The organism is Kitasatospora sp. NPDC056076 (assembly GCF_042266305.1).
Classification (GTDB): domain Bacteria; phylum Actinomycetota; class Actinomycetes; order Streptomycetales; family Streptomycetaceae; genus Kitasatospora.
On the sequence record NZ_JBHJWG010000010.1, the window covers coordinates 89,758 to 112,950 of the forward strand.

The 23,193-nt window shown below is 73.6% G+C and carries 21 protein-coding genes; 11 read left to right on the forward strand and 10 right to left on the reverse strand.

Features of this window, described 5'->3' with window-relative positions:
- Positions 1-4: 4 nt before the first annotated feature.
- Complete coding sequence (gene bioB, locus ACFC1T_RS11045; RefSeq protein WP_375886437.1) at positions 5-1,225, reverse strand: biotin synthase BioB; 1,221 nt, start codon at positions 1,223-1,225, stop codon at positions 5-7.
- 238 nt (positions 1,226-1,463) lie between these two features.
- On the opposite strand from bioB, the gene ACFC1T_RS11050 reads away from it, so the two are divergent.
- Positions 1,464-2,318 (forward strand): hypothetical protein, encoded by an 855-nt coding sequence (locus ACFC1T_RS11050; RefSeq protein WP_375886440.1) that lies wholly within the window; start codon positions 1,464-1,466, stop codon positions 2,316-2,318.
- A 77-nt stretch (positions 2,319-2,395) separates the two neighbouring features.
- Here the strand turns inward: ACFC1T_RS11050 and ACFC1T_RS11055 are convergent, their stop codons facing one another.
- The 3 genes from ACFC1T_RS11055 to ACFC1T_RS11065 form a co-directional block, all read right to left on the reverse strand.
- Positions 2,396-4,888, reverse strand: a complete 2,493-nt coding sequence (locus ACFC1T_RS11055) for a DEAD/DEAH box helicase (protein ID WP_375886633.1) — start codon at positions 4,886-4,888, stop codon at positions 2,396-2,398.
- Between the two features lie 96 nt (positions 4,889-4,984).
- Positions 4,985-5,704, reverse strand: coding sequence for a hypothetical protein (locus tag ACFC1T_RS11060; protein ID WP_375886443.1), 720 nt, complete (start codon positions 5,702-5,704; stop codon positions 4,985-4,987).
- Positions 5,697-6,482, reverse strand: coding sequence for a hypothetical protein (locus ACFC1T_RS11065; protein ID WP_375886446.1), 786 nt, complete (start codon positions 6,480-6,482; stop codon positions 5,697-5,699). The genes ACFC1T_RS11060 and ACFC1T_RS11065 overlap by 8 nt, the downstream gene beginning before the upstream one ends.
- Positions 6,483-6,889: 407 nt before the next feature.
- On the opposite strand from ACFC1T_RS11065, the gene ACFC1T_RS11070 reads away from it, so the two are divergent.
- From ACFC1T_RS11070 to ACFC1T_RS11080, 3 genes are read left to right on the forward strand one after another with little or no spacing between them, the layout of a single operon-like run.
- Positions 6,890-8,092, forward strand: coding sequence for an 8-amino-7-oxononanoate synthase (locus ACFC1T_RS11070; RefSeq protein WP_375886449.1), 1,203 nt, complete (start codon positions 6,890-6,892; stop codon positions 8,090-8,092).
- Positions 8,093-8,587 (forward strand): hypothetical protein, encoded by a 495-nt coding sequence (locus tag ACFC1T_RS11075; RefSeq protein ID WP_375886452.1) that lies wholly within the window; start codon positions 8,093-8,095, stop codon positions 8,585-8,587.
- Complete coding sequence (locus tag ACFC1T_RS11080; RefSeq protein ID WP_375886454.1) at positions 8,580-9,050, forward strand: hypothetical protein; 471 nt, start codon at positions 8,580-8,582, stop codon at positions 9,048-9,050. The genes ACFC1T_RS11075 and ACFC1T_RS11080 overlap by 8 nt, the downstream gene beginning before the upstream one ends.
- 15 nt (positions 9,051-9,065) lie before the next feature.
- On the opposite strand, the gene ACFC1T_RS11085 is transcribed toward ACFC1T_RS11080, so the two are convergent.
- From ACFC1T_RS11085 to ligD, 3 genes are read right to left on the reverse strand one after another with little or no spacing between them, the layout of a single operon-like run.
- On the reverse strand, positions 9,066-9,716 hold the full coding sequence (locus ACFC1T_RS11085) for a GNAT family N-acetyltransferase (protein ID WP_375886457.1): 651 nt from the start codon (positions 9,714-9,716) through the stop codon (positions 9,066-9,068).
- A gap of 46 nt (positions 9,717-9,762) precedes the next feature.
- Positions 9,763-10,362, reverse strand: coding sequence for a class I SAM-dependent methyltransferase (locus tag ACFC1T_RS11090; protein WP_375886459.1), 600 nt, complete (start codon positions 10,360-10,362; stop codon positions 9,763-9,765).
- Positions 10,363-10,402: 40 nt separating this feature from the next.
- The gene (gene ligD / locus ACFC1T_RS11095) at positions 10,403-11,416 is read right to left on the reverse strand and encodes a non-homologous end-joining DNA ligase (RefSeq protein WP_375886462.1); all 1,014 of its coding nucleotides are present in this window, start codon (positions 11,414-11,416) and stop codon (positions 10,403-10,405) included.
- Between the two features lie 66 nt (positions 11,417-11,482).
- Between ligD and ACFC1T_RS11100 the strand changes: the two genes are divergently transcribed.
- Entirely contained in the window at positions 11,483-12,544 is a 1,062-nt protein-coding gene (locus tag ACFC1T_RS11100) for an ATP-dependent DNA ligase (protein WP_375886463.1), read from the forward strand.
- Positions 12,545-12,618: 74 nt separating this feature from the next.
- Here ACFC1T_RS11100 and ACFC1T_RS11105 read toward each other — a convergent pair whose 3' ends face one another.
- A complete protein-coding gene (locus ACFC1T_RS11105) occupies positions 12,619-14,016 on the reverse strand; it encodes a serine hydrolase domain-containing protein (protein WP_375886466.1) in 1,398 nt (465 codons plus the stop codon).
- Between the two features lie 456 nt (positions 14,017-14,472).
- Here ACFC1T_RS11105 and tdh point away from each other — a divergent pair, with 456 nt between their 5' ends.
- The 3 genes from tdh (at position 14,473) to ACFC1T_RS11120 (ending at position 18,778) form a co-directional block, all read left to right on the forward strand.
- Complete coding sequence (tdh, locus tag ACFC1T_RS11110) at positions 14,473-15,501, forward strand: L-threonine 3-dehydrogenase (RefSeq protein WP_375886469.1); 1,029 nt, start codon at positions 14,473-14,475, stop codon at positions 15,499-15,501.
- 99 nt (positions 15,502-15,600) lie between these two features.
- Positions 15,601-16,794, forward strand: a complete 1,194-nt coding sequence (locus tag ACFC1T_RS11115) for a glycine C-acetyltransferase (RefSeq protein WP_375886472.1) — start codon at positions 15,601-15,603, stop codon at positions 16,792-16,794.
- Positions 16,795-17,182: 388 nt separating this feature from the next.
- Positions 17,183-18,778: a CocE/NonD family hydrolase gene (locus ACFC1T_RS11120; protein ID WP_375886474.1), complete on the forward strand. Its 1,596-nt coding sequence runs from the start codon at positions 17,183-17,185 to the stop codon at positions 18,776-18,778.
- Positions 18,779-18,990: 212 nt separating this feature from the next.
- On the opposite strand, the gene ACFC1T_RS11125 is transcribed toward ACFC1T_RS11120, so the two are convergent.
- Positions 18,991-20,379: a TolB family protein gene (locus ACFC1T_RS11125; protein ID WP_375886476.1), complete on the reverse strand. Its 1,389-nt coding sequence runs from the start codon at positions 20,377-20,379 to the stop codon at positions 18,991-18,993.
- Between the two features lie 269 nt (positions 20,380-20,648).
- On the opposite strand from ACFC1T_RS11125, the gene ACFC1T_RS11130 reads away from it, so the two are divergent.
- Positions 20,649-21,560, forward strand: coding sequence for a LysR family transcriptional regulator (locus ACFC1T_RS11130; RefSeq protein WP_375886478.1), 912 nt, complete (start codon positions 20,649-20,651; stop codon positions 21,558-21,560).
- 64 nt (positions 21,561-21,624) lie between these two features.
- Here ACFC1T_RS11130 and ACFC1T_RS11135 read toward each other — a convergent pair whose 3' ends face one another.
- Positions 21,625-22,041, reverse strand: a complete 417-nt coding sequence (locus ACFC1T_RS11135; RefSeq protein ID WP_375886481.1) for a GntR family transcriptional regulator — start codon at positions 22,039-22,041, stop codon at positions 21,625-21,627.
- Positions 22,042-22,467: 426 nt separating this feature from the next.
- Between ACFC1T_RS11135 and ACFC1T_RS11140 the strand changes: the two genes are divergently transcribed.
- Together ACFC1T_RS11140 and ACFC1T_RS11145 are read left to right on the forward strand one after the other, a co-directional pair.
- Entirely contained in the window at positions 22,468-22,761 is a 294-nt protein-coding gene (locus ACFC1T_RS11140; protein ID WP_375886482.1) for a helix-turn-helix transcriptional regulator, read from the forward strand.
- 145 nt (positions 22,762-22,906) lie between these two features.
- The gene (locus ACFC1T_RS11145; protein ID WP_375886484.1) at positions 22,907-23,101 is read left to right on the forward strand and encodes an FDLD family class I lanthipeptide; all 195 of its coding nucleotides are present in this window, start codon (positions 22,907-22,909) and stop codon (positions 23,099-23,101) included.
- The last annotated feature ends 92 nt before the right edge of the window (positions 23,102-23,193 follow it).

The following is a 23,193-nucleotide window of genomic DNA, read 5'->3' on the forward strand; positions in this document are numbered from 1 at the left end:
CGGGTCAGGCGTTGGGCGCGAGCTCGGTGCCGGCGCCGCGGCGGCGGACCTTGACCAGGTCGTCGCGCAGCTCGTCGTTCGCACCCTCCGGGGCGACCGTCGTGGCCTCGCCGAGGGGCGCGTGCTCGTGCCCGCCGCACGGCCCGCAGCCGCCGCCGCTGCCGCAGGCCGAGGCCGCGGTGCCGCAGCCCCCGCCGGACTGGGCGGCCTCCGCGACGTCCGCGCGGTGGCGGGGCAGGGTGGCCTCGCCGGCGCCCTCGACCTCGAAGCCCGCGTCCTTGATCATGTCGAGGTCGGTCTGCCCGGCCTGGCCCTCGCTGGTCAGGTAGTCGCCGAGGAAGATCGAGTTGGCGATGTGCAGGCCAAGCGGCTGCATGGTGCGCAGGTGGACCTCGCGGCCGCCGGCGATCCGCACCTCGGTGTCGGGGTTGACGAAGCGGACCATCGCCAGGATGCGCAGGCAGCGCTGCGGGGTGAGGTTCCACTCCTTGGCGAGCGGGGTGCCCTCGAAGGGGATCAGGAAGTTGACCGGGACGGAGTCCGAGCCGAGCTCGCGCAGCGCGAACACCACGTCGACCAGGTCCTCGTCGGTCTCGCCCATGCCGGCGATCAGGCCGGAGCAGGCGGACAGGCCGGCGCCGTGCGCCTTCTGCACCGTGTCGACCCGGTCCGCGTAGGTGTGGGTCTTGGTGATGGCCCCGTAGGTGTTCTCGGAGGTGTTGAGGTTGTGGTTGTAGGCGTCGGCACCGGCCGCCTTGAGCCGCTCGGCCTGGTTGTCGGACAGCAGGCCGAGGCAGACGCAGATCTCGACCTCGGGGTCGGCGTCCTTGATGGCGGCCATGGTGTCGGTGACCCGGTCGATGTCACGGTCCGTCGGGCCGCGGCCGCTGGCGACCAGGCAGACCCGCTTGGCGCCGCCGGCCACCCCGGCGCGGGCGGCGTCGGCGGCCTGGTCCGGCTTGAGCCAGGTGTACTTGAGGATCTCGGCCTTGGACCCGAGCCGCTGCGAGCAGTAGGAGCAGTCCTCGGGGCAGAGCCCGCTCTTGAGGTTCACCAGGTAGTTGAGCTTGACCCGGCGGCCGAACCAGCGGCGGCGCACCTTGCCGGCCGCGGCGACCACGTCGAGCAGCTCGTCGTCGGTGGTGGCGAGGACGGCCAGGGCCTCCTCGCGGGTCGGGACTTCGCCGCGCAGGCCCTTGGCGGTGAGGGTATCGAGCAGATCCATGGGGCCGATCCTGCCTGCTGGCGCTCGAATGGCGCCAGAGCAAACCCACCAGAAGATCCCCGGAAGGATGTGCCGATTGCCACAGTGTCGAAGCTCACGGCGTCGGCGCTGGTCACGCGCTTGACGGCGGCGTCGGCGGACGGTTACCGGCGGGTAGGTCGGAGGCGGGGCAGGCGAAGATCGACAAGCGCCCGACCCAGTGACCAGGGCCACTCGGCGGATGCTTAGAATCTGCGCCATGACCACGCAGGGGGAGCGCACCCCGACTCCGGGAGAGGGCCAGGACGGCCGGGCAGGACAGCGGACCGGCGGGGGCGCCGGAGGGACCGGGGGTACCGCGGGCGCCACGGCGGCGGCCCGCAGGCGCGGCCCGCGGCTGACCGGCCGCCGGGCGGTCGGCTGGGTCGTCGTGATCGGTGTGGTCGTGGCCGGCGGCTGGGTCATCACCCGCCCCACGCCCGGCGACTACATACCCGGCCTGGGCCCGTCCAAGGCGGACTCCGCCCGCACGCCCCCCGTCGTCGGCTCCCCGCCGCCCACCACCGACCCCGAGGGCCTCAACGCCGACAACCTGTTCCCCGCCCAGCGCCCGGTCGAGGTCGCCGGCTACAAGGCCCGGCGCGGCGGCATCCGGCAGGGCGAGAAGTGCGACGAGGTGCTCCAGGACCGTACCCAGGAGCTGCTCAAGGACAGCGGCTGCCAGGCCTACCTGATCGTCAGCTTCACCGGCGTCGACCACCCGGTGCTCTCCAGCGTCACCCTGCTGCGCTTCGCCGACCCGTCCACCGCCGCCAAGGCCGCCGACGCCCTGCGCTCCAAGCCCGGCGCGGTCGCCTTCATCCTCGCCGACACCAACATCGCGCCCGCGCAGTCCGGCGGCGGCAAGCCCGGCAGCGAGGCCCGGATCGAGGCGGTCGGGCACTACGTGACCGTCGCCAGCTCCCGCCCGGCCGGCGCCACCGCCCCCGGTGCCACCGGCACCCCCGGCGCGACCGGCCCGACGCCGACCTCCACCGGCAGCGGCGAACCGAACCTGGACGAGGCCACCCGCGCGCTGTCCTACGCGGCGGGGCAGCCGTTCGTCTGGATGTAGCGCGGCGGTGTGACGAACGGCCAGGGGCCCGGTACGCGGATCGCGTGCCGGGCCCCTGGCCGTTCAGGAGGCGGAGGTCAGCCGCCGAGCCGGTCCACCGCCGTGACCCGCACGACCGCCCGGCCCTCCTCGTCCGAGCCGTACAGGTCGACCTCGGCGCTGATGCCCCAGTCGTGGTCGCCCTCCGGGTCGTCGAAGATCTGCCGGACCTTCCAGGCGGAGTCCTCCTCCTCGATGATCAGCATCTTCGGGCCGCGCGCGTTCGGGCCGGTGCCCAGGTCGTCGTACTCGTCCCAGTACCCGTCCATGGCGTCCGCCCAGCGGTCCGCGTCCCAGCCGTACTCGCCGTCCAGCTCGCCGAGCGCGCCCCAGTGCTCCAGGGCGCACAGCTCCACCCGGCGGAACAGCTCGTTGCGCACCAGCACCCGGAACGCCCGGGCGTTCGCCGTCACCGGCGCCGGCTTGTCGTCCAGGGTGACCTCGGCGGTGGCCGCCTCGGTCGGGTTGGCCAGCTGCTCCCACTCGTCCAGCAGGCTGGAGTCGACCTGGCGGACCAGCTCGCCGAGCCAGGCGATGACGTCCTTGAGGTCGTCCGTCTTCACGTCCTCGGGGACGGTCTGCTCCAGCGCCTTGTACGCACCGGCCAGGTAGCGCAGCACGATGCCCTCGGTGCGGGCGAGTTCGTAGAAGCCGACGTAGTCCGAGAAGGTCATCGCCCGCTCGTACAGGTCGCGCACCACGGACTTCGGCTGGAGCTGGTGGTCGCCGATCCACGGGTGCGCCCGGCGGTACACCTCGTACGCGTGGGTGAGCAGCTCCTCCAGCGGCTTCGGGTAGGTGATCTCCTGGAGCCGCTCCATCCGCTCCTCGTACTCGATGCCGTCCCGCTTCATCTCGCCGACGGCCTCGCCGCGCGCCTTGTTCTGCTGGGCGGCGAGGATCTGGCGCGGGTCGTCGAGGGTCGCCTCGACCACCGAGATGACGTCCATCGCGTAGGCGGGGGAGGTGGGGTCGAGCAGTTCGAAGGAGGCCAGCGCGAAGGTGGACAGCGGCTGGTTGAGCGCGAAGTTCTCCTGGAGGTCCAGGGTCAGGCGGACGATCCGGCCCTCCGCGTCCGGCTCCGGCAGGCGCTCGACCACGCCGCCCTCCAGCAGCGAGCGGTAGATCGCGATCGCGGTGCGGATGTGGCGGCGCTGGGCCGCCTTGTCCTCGTGGTTGTCGGTGAGCAGCTTGCGCATCGCCTCGAAGGCGTTGCCCGGGCGGCCGATCACCGACAGCAGCATCGCGTGGCTCACCTTGAACCGGGAGACCAGCGGCTCCGGGTCGGCGCCGATCAGCTTGTCGAAGGTCTCCTCGGTCCAGCCGACGAAGCCCTCGGGCGCCTTCTTCCGCACCACCTTGCGCTTCTTCTTCGGGTCGTCCCCGGCCTTGGCGATCGCCTTGTCGTTCTCGATCACGTGCTCCGGCGCCTGGGCCACGACCTGGCCCACGGTGTCGAAGCCGGCCCGGCCCGCGCGCCCGGCGATCTGGTGGAACTCGCGGGCGCGCAGGATGCGCACGCGCTGGCCGTCGTACTTGGACAGCGCGGTGAACAGCACCGTGCGGATCGGCACGTTGACGCCCACACCGAGCGTGTCCGTCCCGCAGATCACCTTCAACAGGCCTGCCTGGGCGAGGCGTTCGACCAGCCGGCGGTACTTCGGCAGCATGCCCGCGTGGTGCACGCCGATGCCGTGGCGGACGAAACGCGACAGGTTGCGGCCGAACTTGGTGGTGAAGCGGAAGCCGCCGATCAGGTCGGCGATGGCCTCCTTCTCCGCCTTCGAGCACATGTTGATGCTCATCAGCGACTGGGCCCGCTCCACCGCTTCCTTCTGGGTGAAGTGCACGACGTAGACCGGCGCCTGGCCGGTCTGCAGCAGCTCCTCCAGGGTGTCGTGCATGCTGGTGCGCCGGTACTCGTAGAACAGCGGCACCGGGCGGGTCGCGTTGCGCACCACCGTGGTCGGACGGCCCGTCCGACGGGTCAGGTCCTCCTCGAAGCGGCGCACGTCGCCCAGCGTCGCCGACATCAGCAGGAACTGCGCCTGCGGCAGCTCCAGCAGCGGGATCTGCCAGGCCCAGCCGCGGTCCGGCTCGGCGTAGAAGTGGAACTCGTCCATGACGACCTGGCCGATGTCCGCCCGGGTACCGTCGCGCAGCGCGATCTGCGCCAGCACCTCGGCCGTGCAGCAGATGATCGGCGCGGTCGGGTTGACGCTCGCGTCACCCGTCATCATGCCGACCTGCTCGGTGCCGAACATCTTCACCAGGTCGAAGAACTTCTCCGACACCAGCGCCTTGATCGGCGCCGTGTAGAAGGTCCGCTGCCCCTCCGCCAGCGCCGCGAAGTGCGCACCCGCCGCCACCAGGCTCTTTCCCGAGCCGGTCGGCGTCGCCAGGATGACGTTGTTCCCGGAGACCAGCTCGATCAGCGCCTCCTCCTGCGCCGGGTACAGCGTGATCCCGCGCTCCTCCGCCCAGGCCGCGAAGGTCTCGTACAGCGCATCGGGAGTGGCGGGCTTCGGCATCAGATCAAGGAGGGTCACCGGGCTATCTTGCCTGCTGGCCGCCACCCCCGGCAAAGCCCGGCGGCGGGGCGCCGGGCTCGGTACGGGCCGCCGGGGTCAGAACGGCGCGGTGGGGGACTGCCCGGCGAGCCGGGGGTCGTTCGCGCAGCCCTGGGCGCGGACCAGTTCCCGCGCGGTGCGCAGCGCGGCGTCCACCCGGATCTGGTGGACCCTGGCGGCGGGCGTCTGCGCGGACCCGCGGTCGCCGGTGATCGTGATCTTGCGGTACGGGAGCGGGGCGCTGCCGGGCTTGCCGGCGGGGGCGGGGGCGGGGGCGGGGGCTGGGGCGGTGGCGGTGGAAGCGGGGGGAGCGGCGGTGGGCGGATCGCAGCGGACCATCAGCTGCACCGTGCCGTCGTGGAAGAGCCAGCCCTGCGCCCCTGCGCCGAACTCCAGCTGCGCGGGGCGGTCCGGCTCCCAGCCGGAGGCCTCCGCGTCGGTCTTCGCCCGCAGGAACCGCTCGTCCGCGTGCGCGACCTCGATCTTCGCGACCCAGTGGGTCCGGGCGTCGTCGCCCTCCCAGTCCACCGCACAGACCGGGTCGGCCTGGGCGTCCCGGGCGCCGAGCTGCTCACTGCCCTCCCAGACCACGGCCTGGTGGCCCGCGCCGGACAGCGCCGCGAGGTCCTCGTGGGTGAAGGCGTTCCAGCAGGCGGCCTGCGGGACCTCGACCGCCTGCGCGGACCGCCACCACCAGAACCCGCCGCCGAGACCGGCGGCCAGCACGGCCGTGCCGAGGGCGACCGGCAGCACGCGTCGGTGCGAGCGCTCAGCCATCGGCCTTCTCCTTTCCCTGCGTCCCCTGCGTTCCCTGCGTCCCCTGCTTCTCCGGCACCAGATCGGGGATCGCGGGCGCGGCGTCGGGCAGTTGGACCCGGTTGCTGCACCGGTACTCGGCGGCGGCGGCCCGGGCGATCTTCAACGCGATGTCGCCGTACGCCTGACGGCCCTTCGCCGCCGGGTCGGCGTAGACCCCGTCGCTCCCCACGTCCACCCGGAAGTACGGCGGCGCCTTGCGCTTGGCCGGGTCGCTCGCGGCGGGGACCTGGAAGTCGCACCGCACGTACAGCCGGACGCGGTGGCTCCCTTCCGCCGTGGCCAGCCACGCCGCGCCGGGGCCGCCGTCGAGCGGGGTGGCCGGGCGGTTGCGCGAGGCGTCCTGGGCGCGGTCGGCGTCGATGCCGCCCCAGGCCGGATCCACCCGGACGGCCAGCAGCTTGCCCTGGCGGCCGTCGTCCCCCTGCCAGGAGAGGCGGCACGCGTTGCTGCGGATCTCGGTCTCCTCCGGGGAGGTCGGCGTCTGGAGCCGGGGGTGCGGCCCGACCTCCGACACCTTTCCGTACGCGCCGGTGAGCGGCCTCAGGTCGTTCCCGGAGAGAGCGGACCAGCAGGCGCTGCGCGGGATCTCCAGCGACCGCCACGGCCGCCACACCCACAGCACGCTCCCGGCGATGAGGGCCACCCCGAGGACCCCCGCGGACCACGGCACCCAGCGCCGCCGGGGCGGGCGCGGGGCGTCGAGCGGATTCGGAACGAAGTACGGGACGTCGGCCATGTTCAGCTTTCCGTCCGTATCGGGGTTGCCAGGGCCCGGGCCGGGAATAGTCGTTTCGCTGCCCCGGGTGAATCGCCAGGTCCGGCCGAGGCCGGGCCGACTAAGGCAGTGCCGACTAAGACCGGGCCGACTAAGAGCCTGGTATTCATTCGACGATCGAATTCGAAGTTCGCCACGTGTCCGTCCTCCAGGTGGATAGGCACGGAGCGTACCGAAATCATCGACGCCCCGTCGGCGAATCCGGCGAATCCGGCGGGAACGGTTGAATGAGAATACGGAATGGGCGATTCGGCATTTTCGGTATTCACTTCCGGTGAACCCCGTGTGGACGGCGACAAGAAAACCCGGCTGAGCTGTGCGGAGTCGCACATTGCCCCGCTCTCGCCGCCCGTGCCAGAGTGCCGGGCATGGCCCACCCCCTCGCCTCCCAGCCCCGCCCCGCCGCCGGGCCCGCCCCCGCACACGTCTTCGACTGGCTCGACGAGGCCGCCGCGCTGCGCGCCGACGCCGGGCTGACCCGCACGCTGCGCAGCCGGCGCGCCGAGGACGCGGTCCTGGACCTCGCGGGCAACGACTACCTCGGGCTGACCAGGCACCCGGCGGTGACCGGCGCCGCGGCGGAGGCCGCGCTGCGGTGGGGCGGGGGGTCGACCGGATCCCGGCTGGTCACCGGGACGACCGCGCTGCACACCGAACTGGAGCAGGAACTCGCCGAGTTCTGCGGCGTCGAGGCCGCGCTGGTGTTCTCCTCCGGGTACACGGCCAACCTCGCCGCACTGACCGCGCTGACCGACCCGGACACCCTGATCGTCTCCGACGCCTACAACCACGCCTCCCTGATCGACGGCTGCCGGCTCGCCCGCGCCGACGTCCACCGCGCCCCGCACAGCGACCCGGCCGCGGTGGCCGAGGTGCTGGCCGGGCGGCAGCAGCGGCGGGCCCTCGTGGTCAGCGACTCGGTGTTCTCGGTGGACGGCGACGCGGCACCGCTGCGCGCACTCTCCGAGGCCGCCCGGGCCGGCGGGGCCGCGCTGCTGGTGGACGACGCCCACGGGCTGGGCGTGCTCGGCCCCGGCGGGCGCGGCGCACTGGCCGCCGCCGGGCTGGCCGGGCAGCCGGACACCGTCGCCACCGTCACCCTGTCGAAGTCGCTCGGCTCCCAGGGCGGCGCCGTCCTCGGCCCGCGCCGGGTCGTCCGGCACCTGACCGAGACGGCCCGCACCTTCATCTTCGACACCGGCCTCGCCCCGGCCGCCGCCGGCGCCGCCCTCGCCGCGCTGCGCCTGCTGCGCGCCGAACCGCAGCGCGCCGACCGCGCCCGCGAGGTCGCCCGCACGCTCTCCGCCCGCCTCACCGCCGCCGGCCTGCACGCCTGCGAACCCGACGCGGCCGTGGTCTCGGTCCGCGCCCCGGGCCCGGAGGCCGCCGTCGCCTGGGCCGCCGACTGCCTCCGCGCGGGCCTCGCCGTGGGCTGCTTCCGCCCCCCGTCCGTCCCGGACGGCATCTCCCGCCTCCGCCTGACCGCCCGCGGGGACCTCACGGACCAGCAGATCGCCGACGCCGTCCGCACCATCGCCGACCTGGCCCCGGCGGGCGCCCGGAGGGCGTAGATGGCCGAGTCGCTGGTCTGGGACGACCACGTCGCGTGGCTGCTCGACCCGTCCGGCGGGGGCCACCTGCCCGACGTGTACGTCGCCGACACGACGGTGGCGGACTGGCAGGCCCTGCTCGACCTGGTGGTGGAGCGGGGCTGGGGCTTCGAGTACGCCGAGGGCCGTGCGGTGCTTCCGCTCCCGCGGGCCGAGCCGGTGCTCTCCCGCCCGGCGGACGCCGAGTGCCCGAGTCTGAGGGTGTGGCCGGACCCGGAGGTCTGCGCGGTCTTCCGGTTCCTCGGGGACGAGCAGATCGACTTCGACGTCGACCTGCGGGAGCTCCAGGGCCAGGAGCGGCTGGACGTCCTGTGCGGCTTCCTGACGGCGATCGGGCGGCGGCTGGGCAAACCCGTACCGATGTATTTCGAGGGCGACACCAGGGCGCCCTTCCTCGGGTACGACCCCGAGGCCGACCGGGTCGTCCTGCTGCGCGCGGAGCACAGGGATGGCTGAGCCGCTGCGCTGGGCGGACCACGCCGGGTGGCTGCTCGATCCGGCCGCCGACGGCTGGCTGCCGGGCGAGGGCATCCCGGACACCACGGCGGCGGACTGGCAGGCGCTGCTGGACCTGGTGGTGGAGCGGGGCTGGGAGCGACGGTTCCTCGTGGGCTGCTTCGAGACGGCGCTGCCACGGGCCGAGGAGGTGCTGTCCTGGCCTCCGGGCGGGGCCGCGCGGCCGGTGCTGAGCGTGCGGCCGGGCCCCGGGGTGGGGGCGGTGTTCCGGTTCGGCGGCGCGGAGCGGATCGACCTGGACGTCGACGTCGCACAACTCCGCGACCAGGAAGGGCTGGACGTGCTGTGCGGCTTCCTGGCCGCGGTCGGGCGGCGGCTGGGCAGATCGGTACCGACGTACGTGACGGGCACCGGCCCGTTCCTCGGGTACGACCTGGCGGCCGACCGGGTCCTGGTGCGCTGACCCCGGGACCGCGTGCTACGGCTGCCCGAGCACCAGCAGGGCCTCCGCGCCGGCCGGGCGGTAGCCGGCGGCCTGGAAGGCGCGGACGCTGGGGGCGTTGCCGGGAGCCTGCTGGGCCCAGACGACCTCGCCCTCCGGCAGCAGGTGGCGGGCGGCGGTGGCGAGGGCGCGGCCGAGGCCCCGGCCCTGGGCGTGCGGGTCGACCTCGACGGCGGACTCCCAGCGGCCGGCCACGCCCCGGCCCAGGATGAGCACGCCGCCGTCGGCCTCGTACACCCGGACGTCCTCGCGGTAGCGCAACGCCCGGACCACGCGCGGGTGTTCGCGGTCCTCGACCGGGCGGAGCGGCAGCGGCGGACCGCCCGGGAGGCGGTCGGCGACGGAGAGCAGGTCGATGTTGTTGACGGTCCGTCCGGTGCGCTCGGCGAAGGCGGTGAGGAAGGGCGGGCAGAGCGGTGCGGACAGCGGGTCGCCCGGGGCGGCGGCGAGTGCGGCGCGCACCCAGTCCGGGTCCTGGTCGGTGAACACCACGGCGTGCGCGGCGAAGGCGATCACCCCGGCCTCGCGCGGCGAGGGCTGCGGCACCACCGTCACCGAGCCGTCCGGCGGCGGGAACACCCCGCCCGCCGCGTCCGCCAGGATCTCCGCCAGCCCCCGCGTCCCCATCACGCATCCCGTCCCGTCGTGGTCGATGATCGTCAGCGCCGTCAGCCTAGTCGCGCCGCCAGACCAACAGGTAGCGCCAGAAGAGCAGTTGCCGCAGCGCGTACCCCGGCAGCTCCCGGGCGGCGTACGCCCGCACCTCGGCGAGCGTGGTCCGCGGCCACATCACCGGGGCCGGGACGACCGCGGGCGGGGCGCCGCGTTCGCGCAGGTGGACGGCGAGGCGGCAGAGCGCGTTCACCGGGACGGCGGCCAGGCTGACCAGCCGGTCCCGGACGGTGGCCTCGCGGTAGCAGCCGAGCACCACCAGGACCCCGCCGGGCGCGAGCGCCTCGCGCAGCCGGGCCAGGGTGTCCAGCGGGAGGTGGTGGAGGCTGGCCAGGCAGGAGATGACGTCGTAGTGGCCGGGCGGCAGGTGGAGTTCGGCGAGGTCGCTCTGCCGGTAGTGGATGCCGGTCGGCCCGCCGGCGGCGCGGGCGGCCGCCAGCACGGCCTCGTCCCGGTCGACGGCGTCCACCTCCAGGCCCCGGCGGGCGAGCGCCCGGGCGAAGCGGCCGGTGCCGCAGCCGACGTCCAGGGCGCGGCGGGCGCCGGGCGGCACACGGCGCAGCAGCGGCCGGTGGTAGTGGTCGTTGTGGTCGAAGGGCATCCGGTCAGACTAGACGGGCCCGTGACGGCCCCTGGGCGCGTCAGGCCGGCTTCCTGCGGGCCCGGCTGGGCTGCACCCGGGGCGGTTCGCCGGCGGCCTTGGGGTGGTCGGGCGGGTAGGGGAGTTCGCCGAGGCCCTCGTCGTGCAGCTGCTTGTCGTAGAGCTCCAGCAGGGCTTCCAGCCGGTACGCGTGGTCCGCCATCTCCGCGTTGGGGTCGCCGAGTTCGGCGAAGCGGGCGGGGACGGTCCGCAGGTCGAAGTCCTCGGGGGAGGCGTCGTCGAGTTCGTCCCAGTGCAGCGGGGCGGAGGCGGTGGCGCGGGGGCGGGCGCGCAGCGAGTAGGCGGAGGCGATGGTGCGGTCGCGGGCCATCTGGTTGTAGTCGACGAAGATGCGTTCGCCGCGTTCCTCCTTCCACCAGGCGGTGGTGACCTTTCCGGGCATCCGCTGTTCCAGCACCCGGCCGAGGGCGATCACGGCGTGCCGCCCGTCGGTGAAGGTCCACTCGGGCGCCAGCGGGACGTAGACGTGCAGGCCGCGCCCGCCGGAGGACTTGGGCCAGCCGCGCAGCCCGTGTTCCGCCAGCAGGGCGCGCAGTTCGTGGGCGGCGCGGACGGCGTCGTGGAAGTCGGTGCCGGGCTGCGGGTCGAGGTCGATGCGCAGTTCGTCGATGTGGTCGGTGTCGCCGCGCCGGACCGGCCAGGGGTGGAAGGTGAGGCAGCCCAGGTTGGCGGCCCACAGCACGGCGGCCGGTTCGGTGGGGCAGATCTCGTCGGCGGAGCGGCCGCTGGGGAACTCGATCCGGGCGGTGGGCAGCCAGTCCGGCAGGCCCTTGGGGGCGCGTTTCTGGTAGAAGAACTCGCCGTCGACCCCGTCGGGGAAGCGCTGGAGGGTGGTGGGCCGGTCGCGCAGCCCGTGCAGCACCCCGTCGGCGACGGCCAGGTAGTACTGGGCGACGTCCAACTTGGTGAAGCCGCGCTCGGGGTAGTACACCTTGTCCGGATTGGACAGCCGGACGGTGCGCCCGGCGACTTCCAGTTCGACGGCTGTGCCCATGCCTCTCACGCTAAGGGCGCCGTGCCCGGCGCGCGCCCCGGGGCGAACCGCGCCAGGCTGGGACGCATGGACCTGCCCGTGATGCCGCCGGTGGCCCCGATGCTCGCCAAGTCGGTGGCGAAGATCCCGCCGGGGATGCAGTACGAGGCCAAGTGGGACGGCTTCCGCAGCATCGTGTTCCGCGACGGCGACGAGGTGGAGCTGGGCAGCCGCACCGGCAAGCCGCTGACCAGGTACTTCCCCGAGCTGGTGGAGGCCTTCCGGCGGGAGCTGCCGCCGCGCTGCGTGCTGGACGGCGAGGTGGTGATCGCCCGGGACGGGCGGCTGCGCTTCGAGGAGCTGCTGGAGCGGATCCACCCGGCGGCGAGCCGGGTGAAGCTGCTCGCCGAGCGGACGCCCGCCTCCTTCGTGGCCTTCGACCTGCTCGCCCTCGGTGACGATTCGCTGCTGGACGAGCCGCTGTCGGTGCGCCGCCCGGCCCTCGAGGCGGCGCTCGCACGGGCCGCCGACCCGGTGTTCACCGCCCCGGCCTCGACCGACGCCGAGCTGGCGCGGACCTGGTTCGCCGAGTACGAGGGCGCCGGGCTGGACGGCGTGGTGGCCAAGCCGCTGGACCAGCCGTACCGGCCGGGCGAGCGGACCATGTACAAGATCAAGCACGAGCGCACCGCCGAGTGCGTGGTGGCCGGCTACCGCGAGCACAAGAGCGGCCCGGTGGTCGGCTCGCTGCTGCTGGGCATCCACGACGACGCTGGCCGGTTGCAGCACGTCGGGGTGTGCGCCGCCTTCTCGATGGCGCGCCGGCGCGAACTGGTCGAGGAGCTGGCCCCGCTGAGGATGGACGACCTCGCCCAACACCCTTGGGGTGCCTGGGCGGAGGAGTCCGCGCACGCGGAGGGCCGGCTGCCGGGGGCGGTCAGCCGCTGGACCGGCGGCAAGGACCTGTCCTGGATCGCGCTGCGCCCCGAGCGGGTGGTCGAGGTGGCCTACGACCACATGGAGGGCAGCCGCTTCCGGCACACCGCCCAGTTCCGTCGCTGGCGGCCGGACCGCACGCCGGAGAGCTGCACCTACGCGCAGTTGGAGGAGCCGGTCTCGTACGACCTCGGCAAGGTGCTGGGGATCTGACGGTCGGTCAGGAGTGCGGAAGGCCCGACCCGTTCGCGCCGGGTCGGGCCTCCTGCTCTGTCCGCGCGCTGCGGTCAGGCCCGCACGGTGGTGGGGGCGTTGCCCGGGAGCGAGGGCGCGCCGCTGCCGGAGCTGCCGGCCGAGGGGGAGCCGGACACCGAGCCGGACGCGCCGCCCGAGGCCGGGGCCGACGGTGCGGCGGTCTCCGCCGGGAGCGCGTAGACGTTGTTCGGCGAGATGATCTTGGTGATCGCGTTCGCGAACAGCGTGGACGGCTCCTGGCCCTGGGAGATCACATCGGTGTTGAGCAGCAGCACCAGGGTGGCCTGGGTGTCCGGCATGTACACCGCGACGCTCTCGTAACCGGGCATCGAGCCGTTGTGCCCGATCCAGCCGTTGTTGTCGAACAGCCCGAAGCCGTAGGTGACACCCGCGTCGCCGGTGGGCAGGGTCTTCAACCGCTCGGTCTGGCTGGCCGGGCTGATGATGGCGCCGGTGGCCATGGTCTTGGCCCAGCTCTCCAGGTCGGCGAGCTGGGTGATGACGGCCCCGGCCGTCCAGGCCCAGGACGGGTTCCAGTTGGTGGCGTCCTGGATGTCCCCGTTGGGCGTCTGGTCGGTGTAGCCGTGGGCGTGCGGGTCGGGGAGCGTCCCGTCGGTGGGGAAGCTCGTCTTGGCCAGCGAGGCGGGCGTGAACACCTGGGCCTGGAGGAAGTCGCCCGCACTCTGCCCGCCGACCTTCTCGATCAGCTTGCCCAGGATGATGTAGTTGCTGTTGTTGTACTGGAACCGCTGGCCGGGCGGGAACACGGCGGGGTGCTTGTAGCCGTAGGCGAGCAGCTGGTCCGGGGTGAACACGTGGTTCGGGTCGCCGATCAGGGTGTTCACGAAGTCCGGGTCGGAGCTGTACGGGAACAGGCCGCTGCGCATCTCGCCGAGCTGGCGCACGGTGATCCCGTCGCCGCCGGGGACGCCGTCCACGTACTTGGAGATCGGGTCGTCCAGCGCCACCTTGCCCTGGTCCACCAGGCGCAGCACGGCGGTCGCGGTGAAGGTCTTGCTCTCGCTGCCGATGCGGGTGAACAGCCCGGGGTCCATCGGCGTGTTGGCGGTCTTGTCGGAGACGCCGAAGGACTTCTGGTACGTGCCGCCCGGCGTGATGATCCCGACCGAGATGCCGGGCACCGAGTTCTGCTTGAGTACCGACTGGATCGCGGCGTCCAGCTTGGCGCCGACGGCCGGGGTCAGCTGCACCACCGCGTTCGAGGAGGCGCTCCCCGAGGGGGAGTTGCCAGGGGACGGGCTGAGCGCGGCCGGTTCGGCGGTGACCGCCGGCTCGGCGGCCTGCCGGGCGGGCGTCGACTCTCCGGAGCAGGCGGTGGCGGCCAGCAGGCCGGCCAGTGCGAGGGCGGCTCCTGCGGCCAGCCGGGCGGAGCGGGGAGCGGCCGGGCGGGGCCGTCGGGTGTTGGTCATGGAGTGGGGCGCCTCTCTGCGGCGAAGGGCCCCGGAGCGCTGCTCCACGGGGCCGTGGGGGAGCGTCGCCACCGTAAGCACCGCCCTCGAACACCCGCGCGCCGGTGGCGGCCGGGCTGGCCCGAACGGACCCAACCCCACCCGACTGGCCCGCTCCCGCTGGCGGATCGTTGTCAAGTACCCCGCCGGTACGGCCGGTTGGTGTCGTCGCGGGTGCCGCGCGCTCGGCCGGACGGGTGAGCACCGGCACGCCGCACCCGCCCCCGGGCCCAGCTCGGGCACGATCGTTTAGCCCAGCTGTGGCCGCCCTTAAGAATTCCTCGATGGACCGCACCCCCTCCCACCAGGCAGATTTCTGCTTGCCGGAGCGTGCCCGTCAGGAGCGGCCGAACCGAGCCACCGGCCTGCCCGACCCTCGAAGGCCGTCCCCGATCAGCACGTCAGGAGCCGTCTCCCGTGAAGGCACTCGTCAAGCAGCATGCCGAGCCCGGCCTCTGGATGATCGACGTCCCGAAGCCCGAGATCGGCCCGGGCGAGGTGCTGATCAAGGTGCTGCGCACCGGCATCTGCGGCACCGACCTGCACATCCGCAAGTGGGACGGCTGGGCGCAGCAGACGATCAAGACCCCGCTGGTGCTCGGCCACGAGTTCGTCGGCGAGGTCGCCGAGCTCGGCACCGGCGTCGCGGACATCGCGATCGGCGACCTGGTCAGCGGTGAGGGCCACCTGGTCTGCGGCAAGTGCCGCAACTGCCTGGCCGGCCGCCGCCACCTGTGCCGCAACACCGTCGGCCTGGGCGTGAACCGGGACGGCGCCTTCGCCGAGTACGTGGCGCTGCCCGCCTCCAACGTCTGGGTGCACCGGGTGCCGGTGGACCTCGACGTGGCCGCGATCTTCGACCCCTTCGGCAACGCCGTGCACACCGCGCTGTCCTTCCCGCTGGTCGGCGAGGACGTGCTGGTCACCGGCGCCGGCCCGATCGGCATCATGGCGGCCGCCGTCGCCAAGCACGCCGGCGCCCGCAACGTGATGATCACCGACGTCTCCCCGTACCGCCTCGACCTGGCCCGCCGGGTCGGCGTGACGCTGGCGCTCAACGTCGCCGAGCACACCATCGAGGAGGGCCAGCAGAAGCTGGGCCTGCGCGAGGGCTTCGACGTCGGCCTGGAGATGTCCGGCCGCCCCGAGGCGATGCAGTCGATGATCGCCAACATGACCCACGGCGGCAAGATCGCCATGCTGGGCCTGCCGGCCGAGGCCTTCCCGGTGGACTGGGCCTCGATCGTCACCTCGATGATCACCATCAAGGGCATCTACGGCCGCGAGATGTTCGAGACCTGGTACGCGATGTCGGTGCTGCTGGAGGGCGGCCTGGACCTCAGCCCGGTGATCACCGGCCGCTACGCCGCCACCGAGTTCGAGGCCGCCTTCGACGACGCCGCGAGCGGCAACTGCGGCAAGATCATCCTCGACTGGACCGCCTGAGCACCGCCTGAGCACCGTCTGAGTCCTGCCCGAGCCCTGCCCGAGCCCTGCCCGAGCCCGCCGATCCGCCGCCCCGCCGCTACGACTAGGAGTCTGCCCGTGTTCGACAACGTGCGCGCCGACATCGCCACCACCCTCGACGAGATCCGCGAGGCCGGCCTGTTCAAGCCGGAGCGGGTGATCGGCAGCCCGCAGAGCGCCGAGGTCACCGTCACCTCCGGCGGCCGCCCCGGCGAGGTGCTCAACTTCTGCGCCAACAACTACCTCGGCCTGGCCGACCACCCCGAGGTGCTCGCCGCGGCCAAGGACGCGCTGGACCGCTGGGGCTACGGCATGGCCTCGGTGCGCTTCATCTGCGGCACCCAGGACGTGCACAAGGAGCTGGAGGAGCGCCTCTCGGCCTTCCTCGGCCAGGAGGACACCATCCTCTACTCCTCGTGCTTCGACGCCAACGGCGGCGTCTTCGAGACCCTGCTGGACGACCGCGACGCCGTCATCTCCGACGCGCTCAACCACGCCAGCATCATCGACGGCATCCGGCTCAGCAAGGCCCGCCGCCACCGCTACGCCAACCGCGACCTGGCCGACCTGGAGCAGCAGCTCAAGGAGACCCAGGACGCCCGCCGCCGCCTGATCGTCACCGACGGCGTCTTCTCGATGGACGGCTACGTCGCCCCGCTGCGCGAGATCTGCGACCTGGCCGACCGCTACGACGCCATGGTCATGGTCGACGACTCGCACGCCGTCGGCTTCGTCGGCGCCGGCGGCCGCGGTACCCCCGAACTGCACGGCGTGATGGACCGGGTGGACATCATCACCGGCACCCTGGGCAAGGCGCTCGGCGGCGCCTCCGGCGGCTACGTCGCCGCCCGCCGGGAGATCGTCGCCCTGCTGCGCCAGCGCTCCCGCCCGTACCTGTTCTCCAACTCGCTGGCCCCGGTGATCGCGGCCGCCTCGTTGAAGGTGCTCGACCTGGTCGAGCAGTCCAACGAGCTGCGCGAGCGGCTGGCGGCCAACACCGCGCTGTTCCGCTCGAAGATGACCGAGGCCGGGTTCGAGATCCTGCCGGGCGACCACCCGATCGCCCCGGTGATGATCGGCGACGCGGCGAAGGCCGGCCGCCTGGCCGAACTCCTGCTGGAGCGCGGCGTGTACGTGATCGGCTTCTCGTACCCGGTGGTCCCGCACGGCGCCGCCCGGATCCGGGTGCAGCTCTCCGCGGCCCACTCCACCGAGGACGTCGAGCGCGCCGTCGCCGCCTTCGTGGACGCCCGCGCCGCGCTGGAGGGCTGACCCCCGCGCGGGGCCCGAGCCCGACGAAGGGCCCGACCCCCACGAGGGGTTGAGTCCCACGAGGGGTTGAGTCCCACGAGGGGTGAGCCCCACAAGCCGCCCGCGGGGCCGAGCCGCTCGGAACCGGCCCGTCCCCGCGGGCTCACCACCGCGCTGCGGTGGTGGTGAATCGATTCGCCACCGCCGCGCGGCCCGAAGACCAACTGCCCCACCCTCCCGCCTCGGGGGTGGGACACCGGCTCGCACCGGTGTCCCACCCCCGTTCGCGGTTCCGCCGCCAGGTCACGTTACCGGCCAGTAATTTGGCTGATCACCACCTCCTCCGGGGCCGGCTGTGATCACTAGGCTCGTCGTGATCACATCAAGTGGACCGAGGGAGCAGCGCGTGATGGCACGACCCCACCGAACCGGCGGACACCGGGCGGCGAGCACCGCCCTGGCCCTGGCCCTGGCGCTCGGGGCCGGTGCGGTGGCCCAACCCGCGCTGGCCCAACCCGCGCCGGCCGCAACCGCGTTCGGGTCCGCCGCCGCGTCCGCGCTCGGCGGCTTCCGGCTGGCGGACATCACCGCCCGGGACGGCGTCGTGCTCAAGGCCGACGTCTTCACCCCGCCCGCCGGAACCCCGGGCGCCGACGCCCGCGGCCGCTACCCGGTGGTGGTGCAGCCCGCGAGCTGGGGGCAGAACGACCTGGAGTACGTCGCCCAGGGGCACCGGTTCGCCGCCGCCGGGTACGTCGTCGTGACGTACACCGTGCGCGGGTTCTGGGGTTCGGGCGGGGAGGTGGACGTCGCCGGGCCCAAGGACGTCGCCGACATCTCGACGGTGATCGACTGGGCCCTCGCGCAGACCCCGGCGGACCCGGACCGGGTCGGCATGATCGGCCTGTCGCTCGGCGGCGGCCTCACCCTCCTCGGCGCCGCGTTCGACCCGCGGATCAAGGCCGTCGCCTCGCTCAGCGGCTGGGCCGACCTGACCGACGCGTTGTACAGCGGGCAGACCCGGCACACCGCCGCCGCCACCCGGCTGGCCCGGATCGAGGGCCTGACCGGGCGCAAGAGCCCGGAGTTCGCGGCCGCCCTGGACGACCTGTTCGGCGACCACGACCTCCCCGACGTGATCGCCTGGGCGAAGCTCCGCTCGCCCGCGGCCTACCTGGACCGGATCAACGCCAACGGCGCCGCCGTCTACCTCGCCAACGGCTGGAGCGACAGCTTCTTCAACCCCGGCCAGATGACCGACTTCTACCGGCGGCTGACCGTCCCCAAGCGCCTCGAACTGCGGCCCGGCGACCACGCCAGCCAGGAGTTCACCGGCCTGCTCGGCTTCTCCAACGCCACCTGGGACGACGCCCGCGGCTGGCTCGACCAGCACCTCAAGGGCGTGGCGGGCGCGGGCCTGCCGCCGGGCGTCGGCCTGGAGGTCCGCCCGAGCGGTGCCCACGAGGCGTACCCGGACTGGGAGTCGGTCGCCTCCCGCACCGAGCGGCTGGACCTGGCCGGCACCGCCACCGTCCGCGGCGACCGGTCCTCCGGCGCGAGCGGCGGCACCGTGCTGCTCTCCGGCCTGGTCGACCAGTGGCTGCACCAGCCGCCGACCGTCCTGGTCCCGCTGCTGGACCGCGAGGCCGCCGCCGTGCGGCAGTCGGAGCCGTACGAGCGGGGCCTGTCCGTGCGCGGGGCCGTCCGGGTGCACACCACCGTGACCGGCTCCGCCCCGCAGGGCACCGCCGTCGCGTACCTCTACGACGTGGACGCGCTCGGCGTCGGGCGGCTGATCGCGCACGCCCCGCAGAGCTGGTCCGGCCGTACGGCGGGGCAGTCCTTCCCGCTGGACGTCACGCTGTTCCCCACCGCGTACGACCTCCCGGCCGGCCACCGGCTCGCGCTGGTGCTCGGCACCCGGGACGGCCTGTACGGCGGTGAGACGCCGTCGGACGGCACGGTGGCCTTCGGTCCGGCGGAGGTCTCGCTGCCCGTCCGCTGAGGCCGGCGCCGCCCCGCCCTCCCGCAGTCGGAGGGCGGGGCGGCGCCCGGTCGGACAGGCCCCCCCGGGCGGTCGGTCCGGGAACGAGCCAAGCGCCGGACGGCCCCCGGGTCAACAGCTGAGATGAATCCGGGCGGAAAATACGTCAACAGACGTAATCGGGCGGCGGGCCGTGCGGACAGGGTGGAGAGGGTGGAGAGGCCGGGCGCGGTTCAGAGGCGGCGGCGGAACACGTCCGTGACGGTGTTGGTGTCGCCCGGCACCAGGTTGCCGTCCTCGGCGTCGAACAGCACCGTGCCGCCCTCGGCGTCCACGTACGGGTTCTGCGCGGCGGCGGTGCTCTGGGAGCCGTCCGAGGCGAGGCTGACCCGCTCGATCCGGCCGGTCCACAGGTCGCGGCGGAACACGTCGGAGGACTGGTTGGTGTCGTCGGCGACCAGGTCGTCCGCGGCGGAGTCGAAGTAGACCCAGCGCCCGTCGGCGGTGATCGCCGGGTCGTAGGAGCCGTCGGTGGGCGTGGTGCCGGGCAGCGGGGTGTTGACCAGGGTGACCTTGCCGGTGACCAGGTCGTGGACGTACAGGTCCATCCGGAGGCCGTGGTTGCCGGGGCGGGGGCCGACGCCGTAGGTCGGCATGCCGTACAGCGCGTAGCGGCCGTCGGGGCTGATCCGGGCGTCCATCAGGCCGACGCCGCGCTCGGCGCCGGTGGTGTCCACACCGGCGACGACCGTCCGGCCGGTGGCGGCGGACCACACGTAGTACGGGTAGAAGCGCGGGCCGGCCAGCTCGGCGTCCGCCGCCGCCGGGGCCGCGGGGGTGCCCGGGGCGGGGTCGGTGAGGTTGTAGGCCCGGGAGACGAAGCCGACCGTGCGCCCGTCCGCGCTGATGGTCGGACGGTAGGAGTGGTTGTCCGCGCCGGTGCCGCCCGCCGGGCCGGTGGTGACCAGCTGGGTGGTGTGGGTCCAGCGGTCGGTGACGTAGATGTTGATCTTCCCGCGGCGGATGCCGGTGGTCAGGTCGGTGCGGTTCGAGGCGTAGGCGACGTAGCGGCCGTCCGCGCTCAGCGTGGGGTTGTCCGCGCTGCGGATGGTCTCGTCGTCCGGGGTGGCGAGCAGGCCGCCGGTGATCAGCTCGGTGCGCCCCGTCCAGCGGTCGCGGACGAACACGTCGTTCTCGTGCTTCGCCTGGCCCGGGACGACGTTGGTGGCGGCGGTGCTGAACGCCACGAACCGGCCGTCCGCGCTGATCGAGGCGTCCGTGGTGGGGGCGTTCAGCTGCGAGCCGTCGTCGGCGACGCTGACCCGCTCGATGTGGCCGTTGCGCAGGTCGCGGACGTAGACCTCGCCGGAGTTCGGGGTGCCGGTGGACGGCAGCAGGTCGGTCGCGGCCGACGAGAACAGCGCCGAACGGCCGTCCGCGCTCAGCCCGAGCCCGGTCGAGGCGCCGTTCAGCTGCTCCCCCTTGAAGCCCTCGCTGACCCGGGCGGTGTCGCCCTTGGGCGGCCGGGCCTCGGCGGCGGGCATCACGGCGCCGACCGCGAGGGCGGCCACCAGGACGCAGCCGGCGCGGGCGAGCCGGCGGCGGGAACGGGCGGTGATCATGGACATCCTCCCCAGATGACGAGTACCGGGCCCCGGAGTCCCCGGCCCGGTCCGTTCCCGAGCCAAGCGCCGTGCGGACCGGGCGGTCAACGGGCCGAGACGATCTCGGGCCGAAATACGCCACCGGTGGTACTGCCCCGGAAACCGCCCTGCGAGCGGCCCTGCCGACGGCGCCCCGCAGGCCCCGCAGGCGGCGTCCCGGAAGCCCCGGACGGCCCCGGGAGCGGCACCCCGGACGGCCCGCTCCGCCGCGCTGGCAGAATTGACGTGTGATCGACGCACGACGGCTGCGGACCCTCCGGGCCGTGGCGGACCACCGCACCGTGACCGCCGCGGCGGCCGCCCTCTACCTGACCCCCTCCGCGGTCTCCCAGCAGCTGGCCGCCCTGGAACAGGAGACCGGCCACCACCTGCTGGCCCGGGAGGGCCGGGGCGTGCGGCTGACCGCCGCCGGGGAGATCCTGCTCGGCCACGCCGACGCGGTGCTCGCCCAGCTGGAGCGGGCCGAGGCCGACCTCGCCGCGTACAGCGCGGGCGTCGCGGGCGAGGTCACCGTCGCCTCCTTCGCGACCGGCATCTCGCACGTGCTCGCCCCGGCGATCGGCCTGCTGGCCGGTCGCGCCCCCGGCCTGCGGCTCAAGGTGCTGGACGCCGAGGGCGACGCCAGCCTCCCGATGGTGCTGGACGGCCGCGCCGACCTCGCGGTGGCCGTCGAGTACCGCGGCGCCCCGCGCGCCGACGACGCCCGGCTGACCAGGGTCCCGTTGTACGCCGAACCTTTCGAGGCCGTGCTGCCGCTGGCCCACCCGCTGGCCGCCGAGGCCGGGCCGCTGGCGGTGGCCGCGCTGGCGGACGAGCCGTGGATCGGCCCCTACCCGGGCAACCCCTGCCACGACGTGGTCCTGCTCGCCTGCGAGCACGCCGGCTTCCAGCCGCGCCTGCTGCACTCCTCCGACGACTTCCGCGCCGTCGTCGCCCTGGCCTCGGCGGGCGCCGGTGTCGCCCTGGTGCCGCGCTCCGCGCTCCGCGGGGTGGACCTGGCCCGGGTGGCGGTCCGCCCGGTCGACAGCGACCTCGCCACCCGCCGGGTCTTCGCCGCCGTCCGGGCCGGCGCCGACGGGCACCCGCTGCTCCGCCCGGTCCTCGACTCCCTCGCCGAGGCCGCCGCCGCGGGCGCCTGACCCGCCGACGGAAGCCGGCTCACGGAAGCCGCACCCGCACCCGGAGCCTGCCCCAGGGCCCGTCTCAGGGGCGTCCCGGCGGGCGGTGGCCCGCCCGGCGCGGTGCCGTCGCGCCCTCGGCCGGGCGGGGCATGCGCTCGATGGCGGAGATCAGCGAGGAGCGGGCCACGCCGTGGGCGTCGGCCACGGCGACCAGCTGCCGCAGTTGTTCGGACAGGCCCGCGACGTCGCCCTGCGCGGCCCCGGAACGCGCCACGACGATGATTCCGCGACCGCGGCCGAAATCGATGAGTCCTTTGGCGCGCAATTTCCGCAGCGCGCGCAGAACGGTGTTCCGGTTGGCCCGGAAATTCGCGGACAAGTCGCTCGCCGGGGGCAGTGACTCGCCTTCGGCATATTCCCCCCGCTCGATCGACCACTGGATCTGACGCTCGATCCGGACGTGCAGTGGCGATGGTGAGCCCGGCATTGCAATGCTCATGTCGGCAATGTTAACCGACTTGGTCAACGGGGAGTCAAGCTTCGGCTGTGTCAGGATCGCCGGAAGGGGGTCCGCCCGGTAACCGGCGGGTCGAATTCCGGATTCCCCGCGCCGGTTTCCGCCGATCGCCGCACCGGGCACCGTCGAAGGCCTCCACGGACGGTGAGAATGGTGCCAATGGAACCATCCCCGCCGAATGGCGGGGGTTTCGCCGGAGCGCCGCCTTCCGCCTGTGCGGGGAGTCCCCCGGTGCCACCGGACACCGCCGCCGGAGGCCCGGACGCCACGGTCCGGCGCCGTCCTGACGCTCCGTAGCCAACGGCGGAACACGGTTGCTTCCGGTTCGAACAGTGCCTACGTTCTGTCCTGTGCGGCCCGGACGGAGCCGCCCCACCGAATCCGTCGGATGGACAACGGGGAGATGACGTGAATGACTTCGCGACCACGACGGCGGCCGCCTCAGGCGGACCCGCCTGGACCCACGCACTGGACCGTGTCGGCCGACTGACACCCCGTGAGCGCGAGGTTTTCGTGATGCTCGCCGAAGGCCTGACCAACCAGCAGATGGCCGCCCGGCTACAGGTCACCGAACGCACCGTGCGGGCCCATCTCACGGCCGTCCTGGAGAAACTCGAACTCGAATCCCGGCTCTCCGGCTGCCTGGCCTCCTACGCCCACCTCATTGCGCCGGACCGCACCCCCAGGGCGCCCGCCGCCTGAATCACGGAAAGCCGCCGGACCGTCGCCGGACTGTCGCCCGCGACAATAGGCACGGAAAGCCCGCCGGGACATCATCGAATCACGGGGGAGGCACCCCCGAACCCGCCCGGGAAACCGGAACGGGACGATTCGAAGGGAATTCGCGATGTCCGACAACGCATTCGACCTGGACGCCCGCATCAGCTCGCCGGTCCAGGGCGGCGGCCAGCTGCCGACGCCGTCGATCAGCACCCTCGCCACCCGCACCATCTGCACCCGGATCGGCTGCAAGGTGACCTCGACCTGTGTCTGCACCACCCTGTGCACCTCGGGCATCTGCTCGAACCCGCAGCAGGACTGACCTCCGGTGAGGTGACGGGTGCTGCCGTGGATACAGGACACGGCAGCACCCGTCCGCCCATTCTCGCGCCGGGCCGCCGCGAACTCCACAGC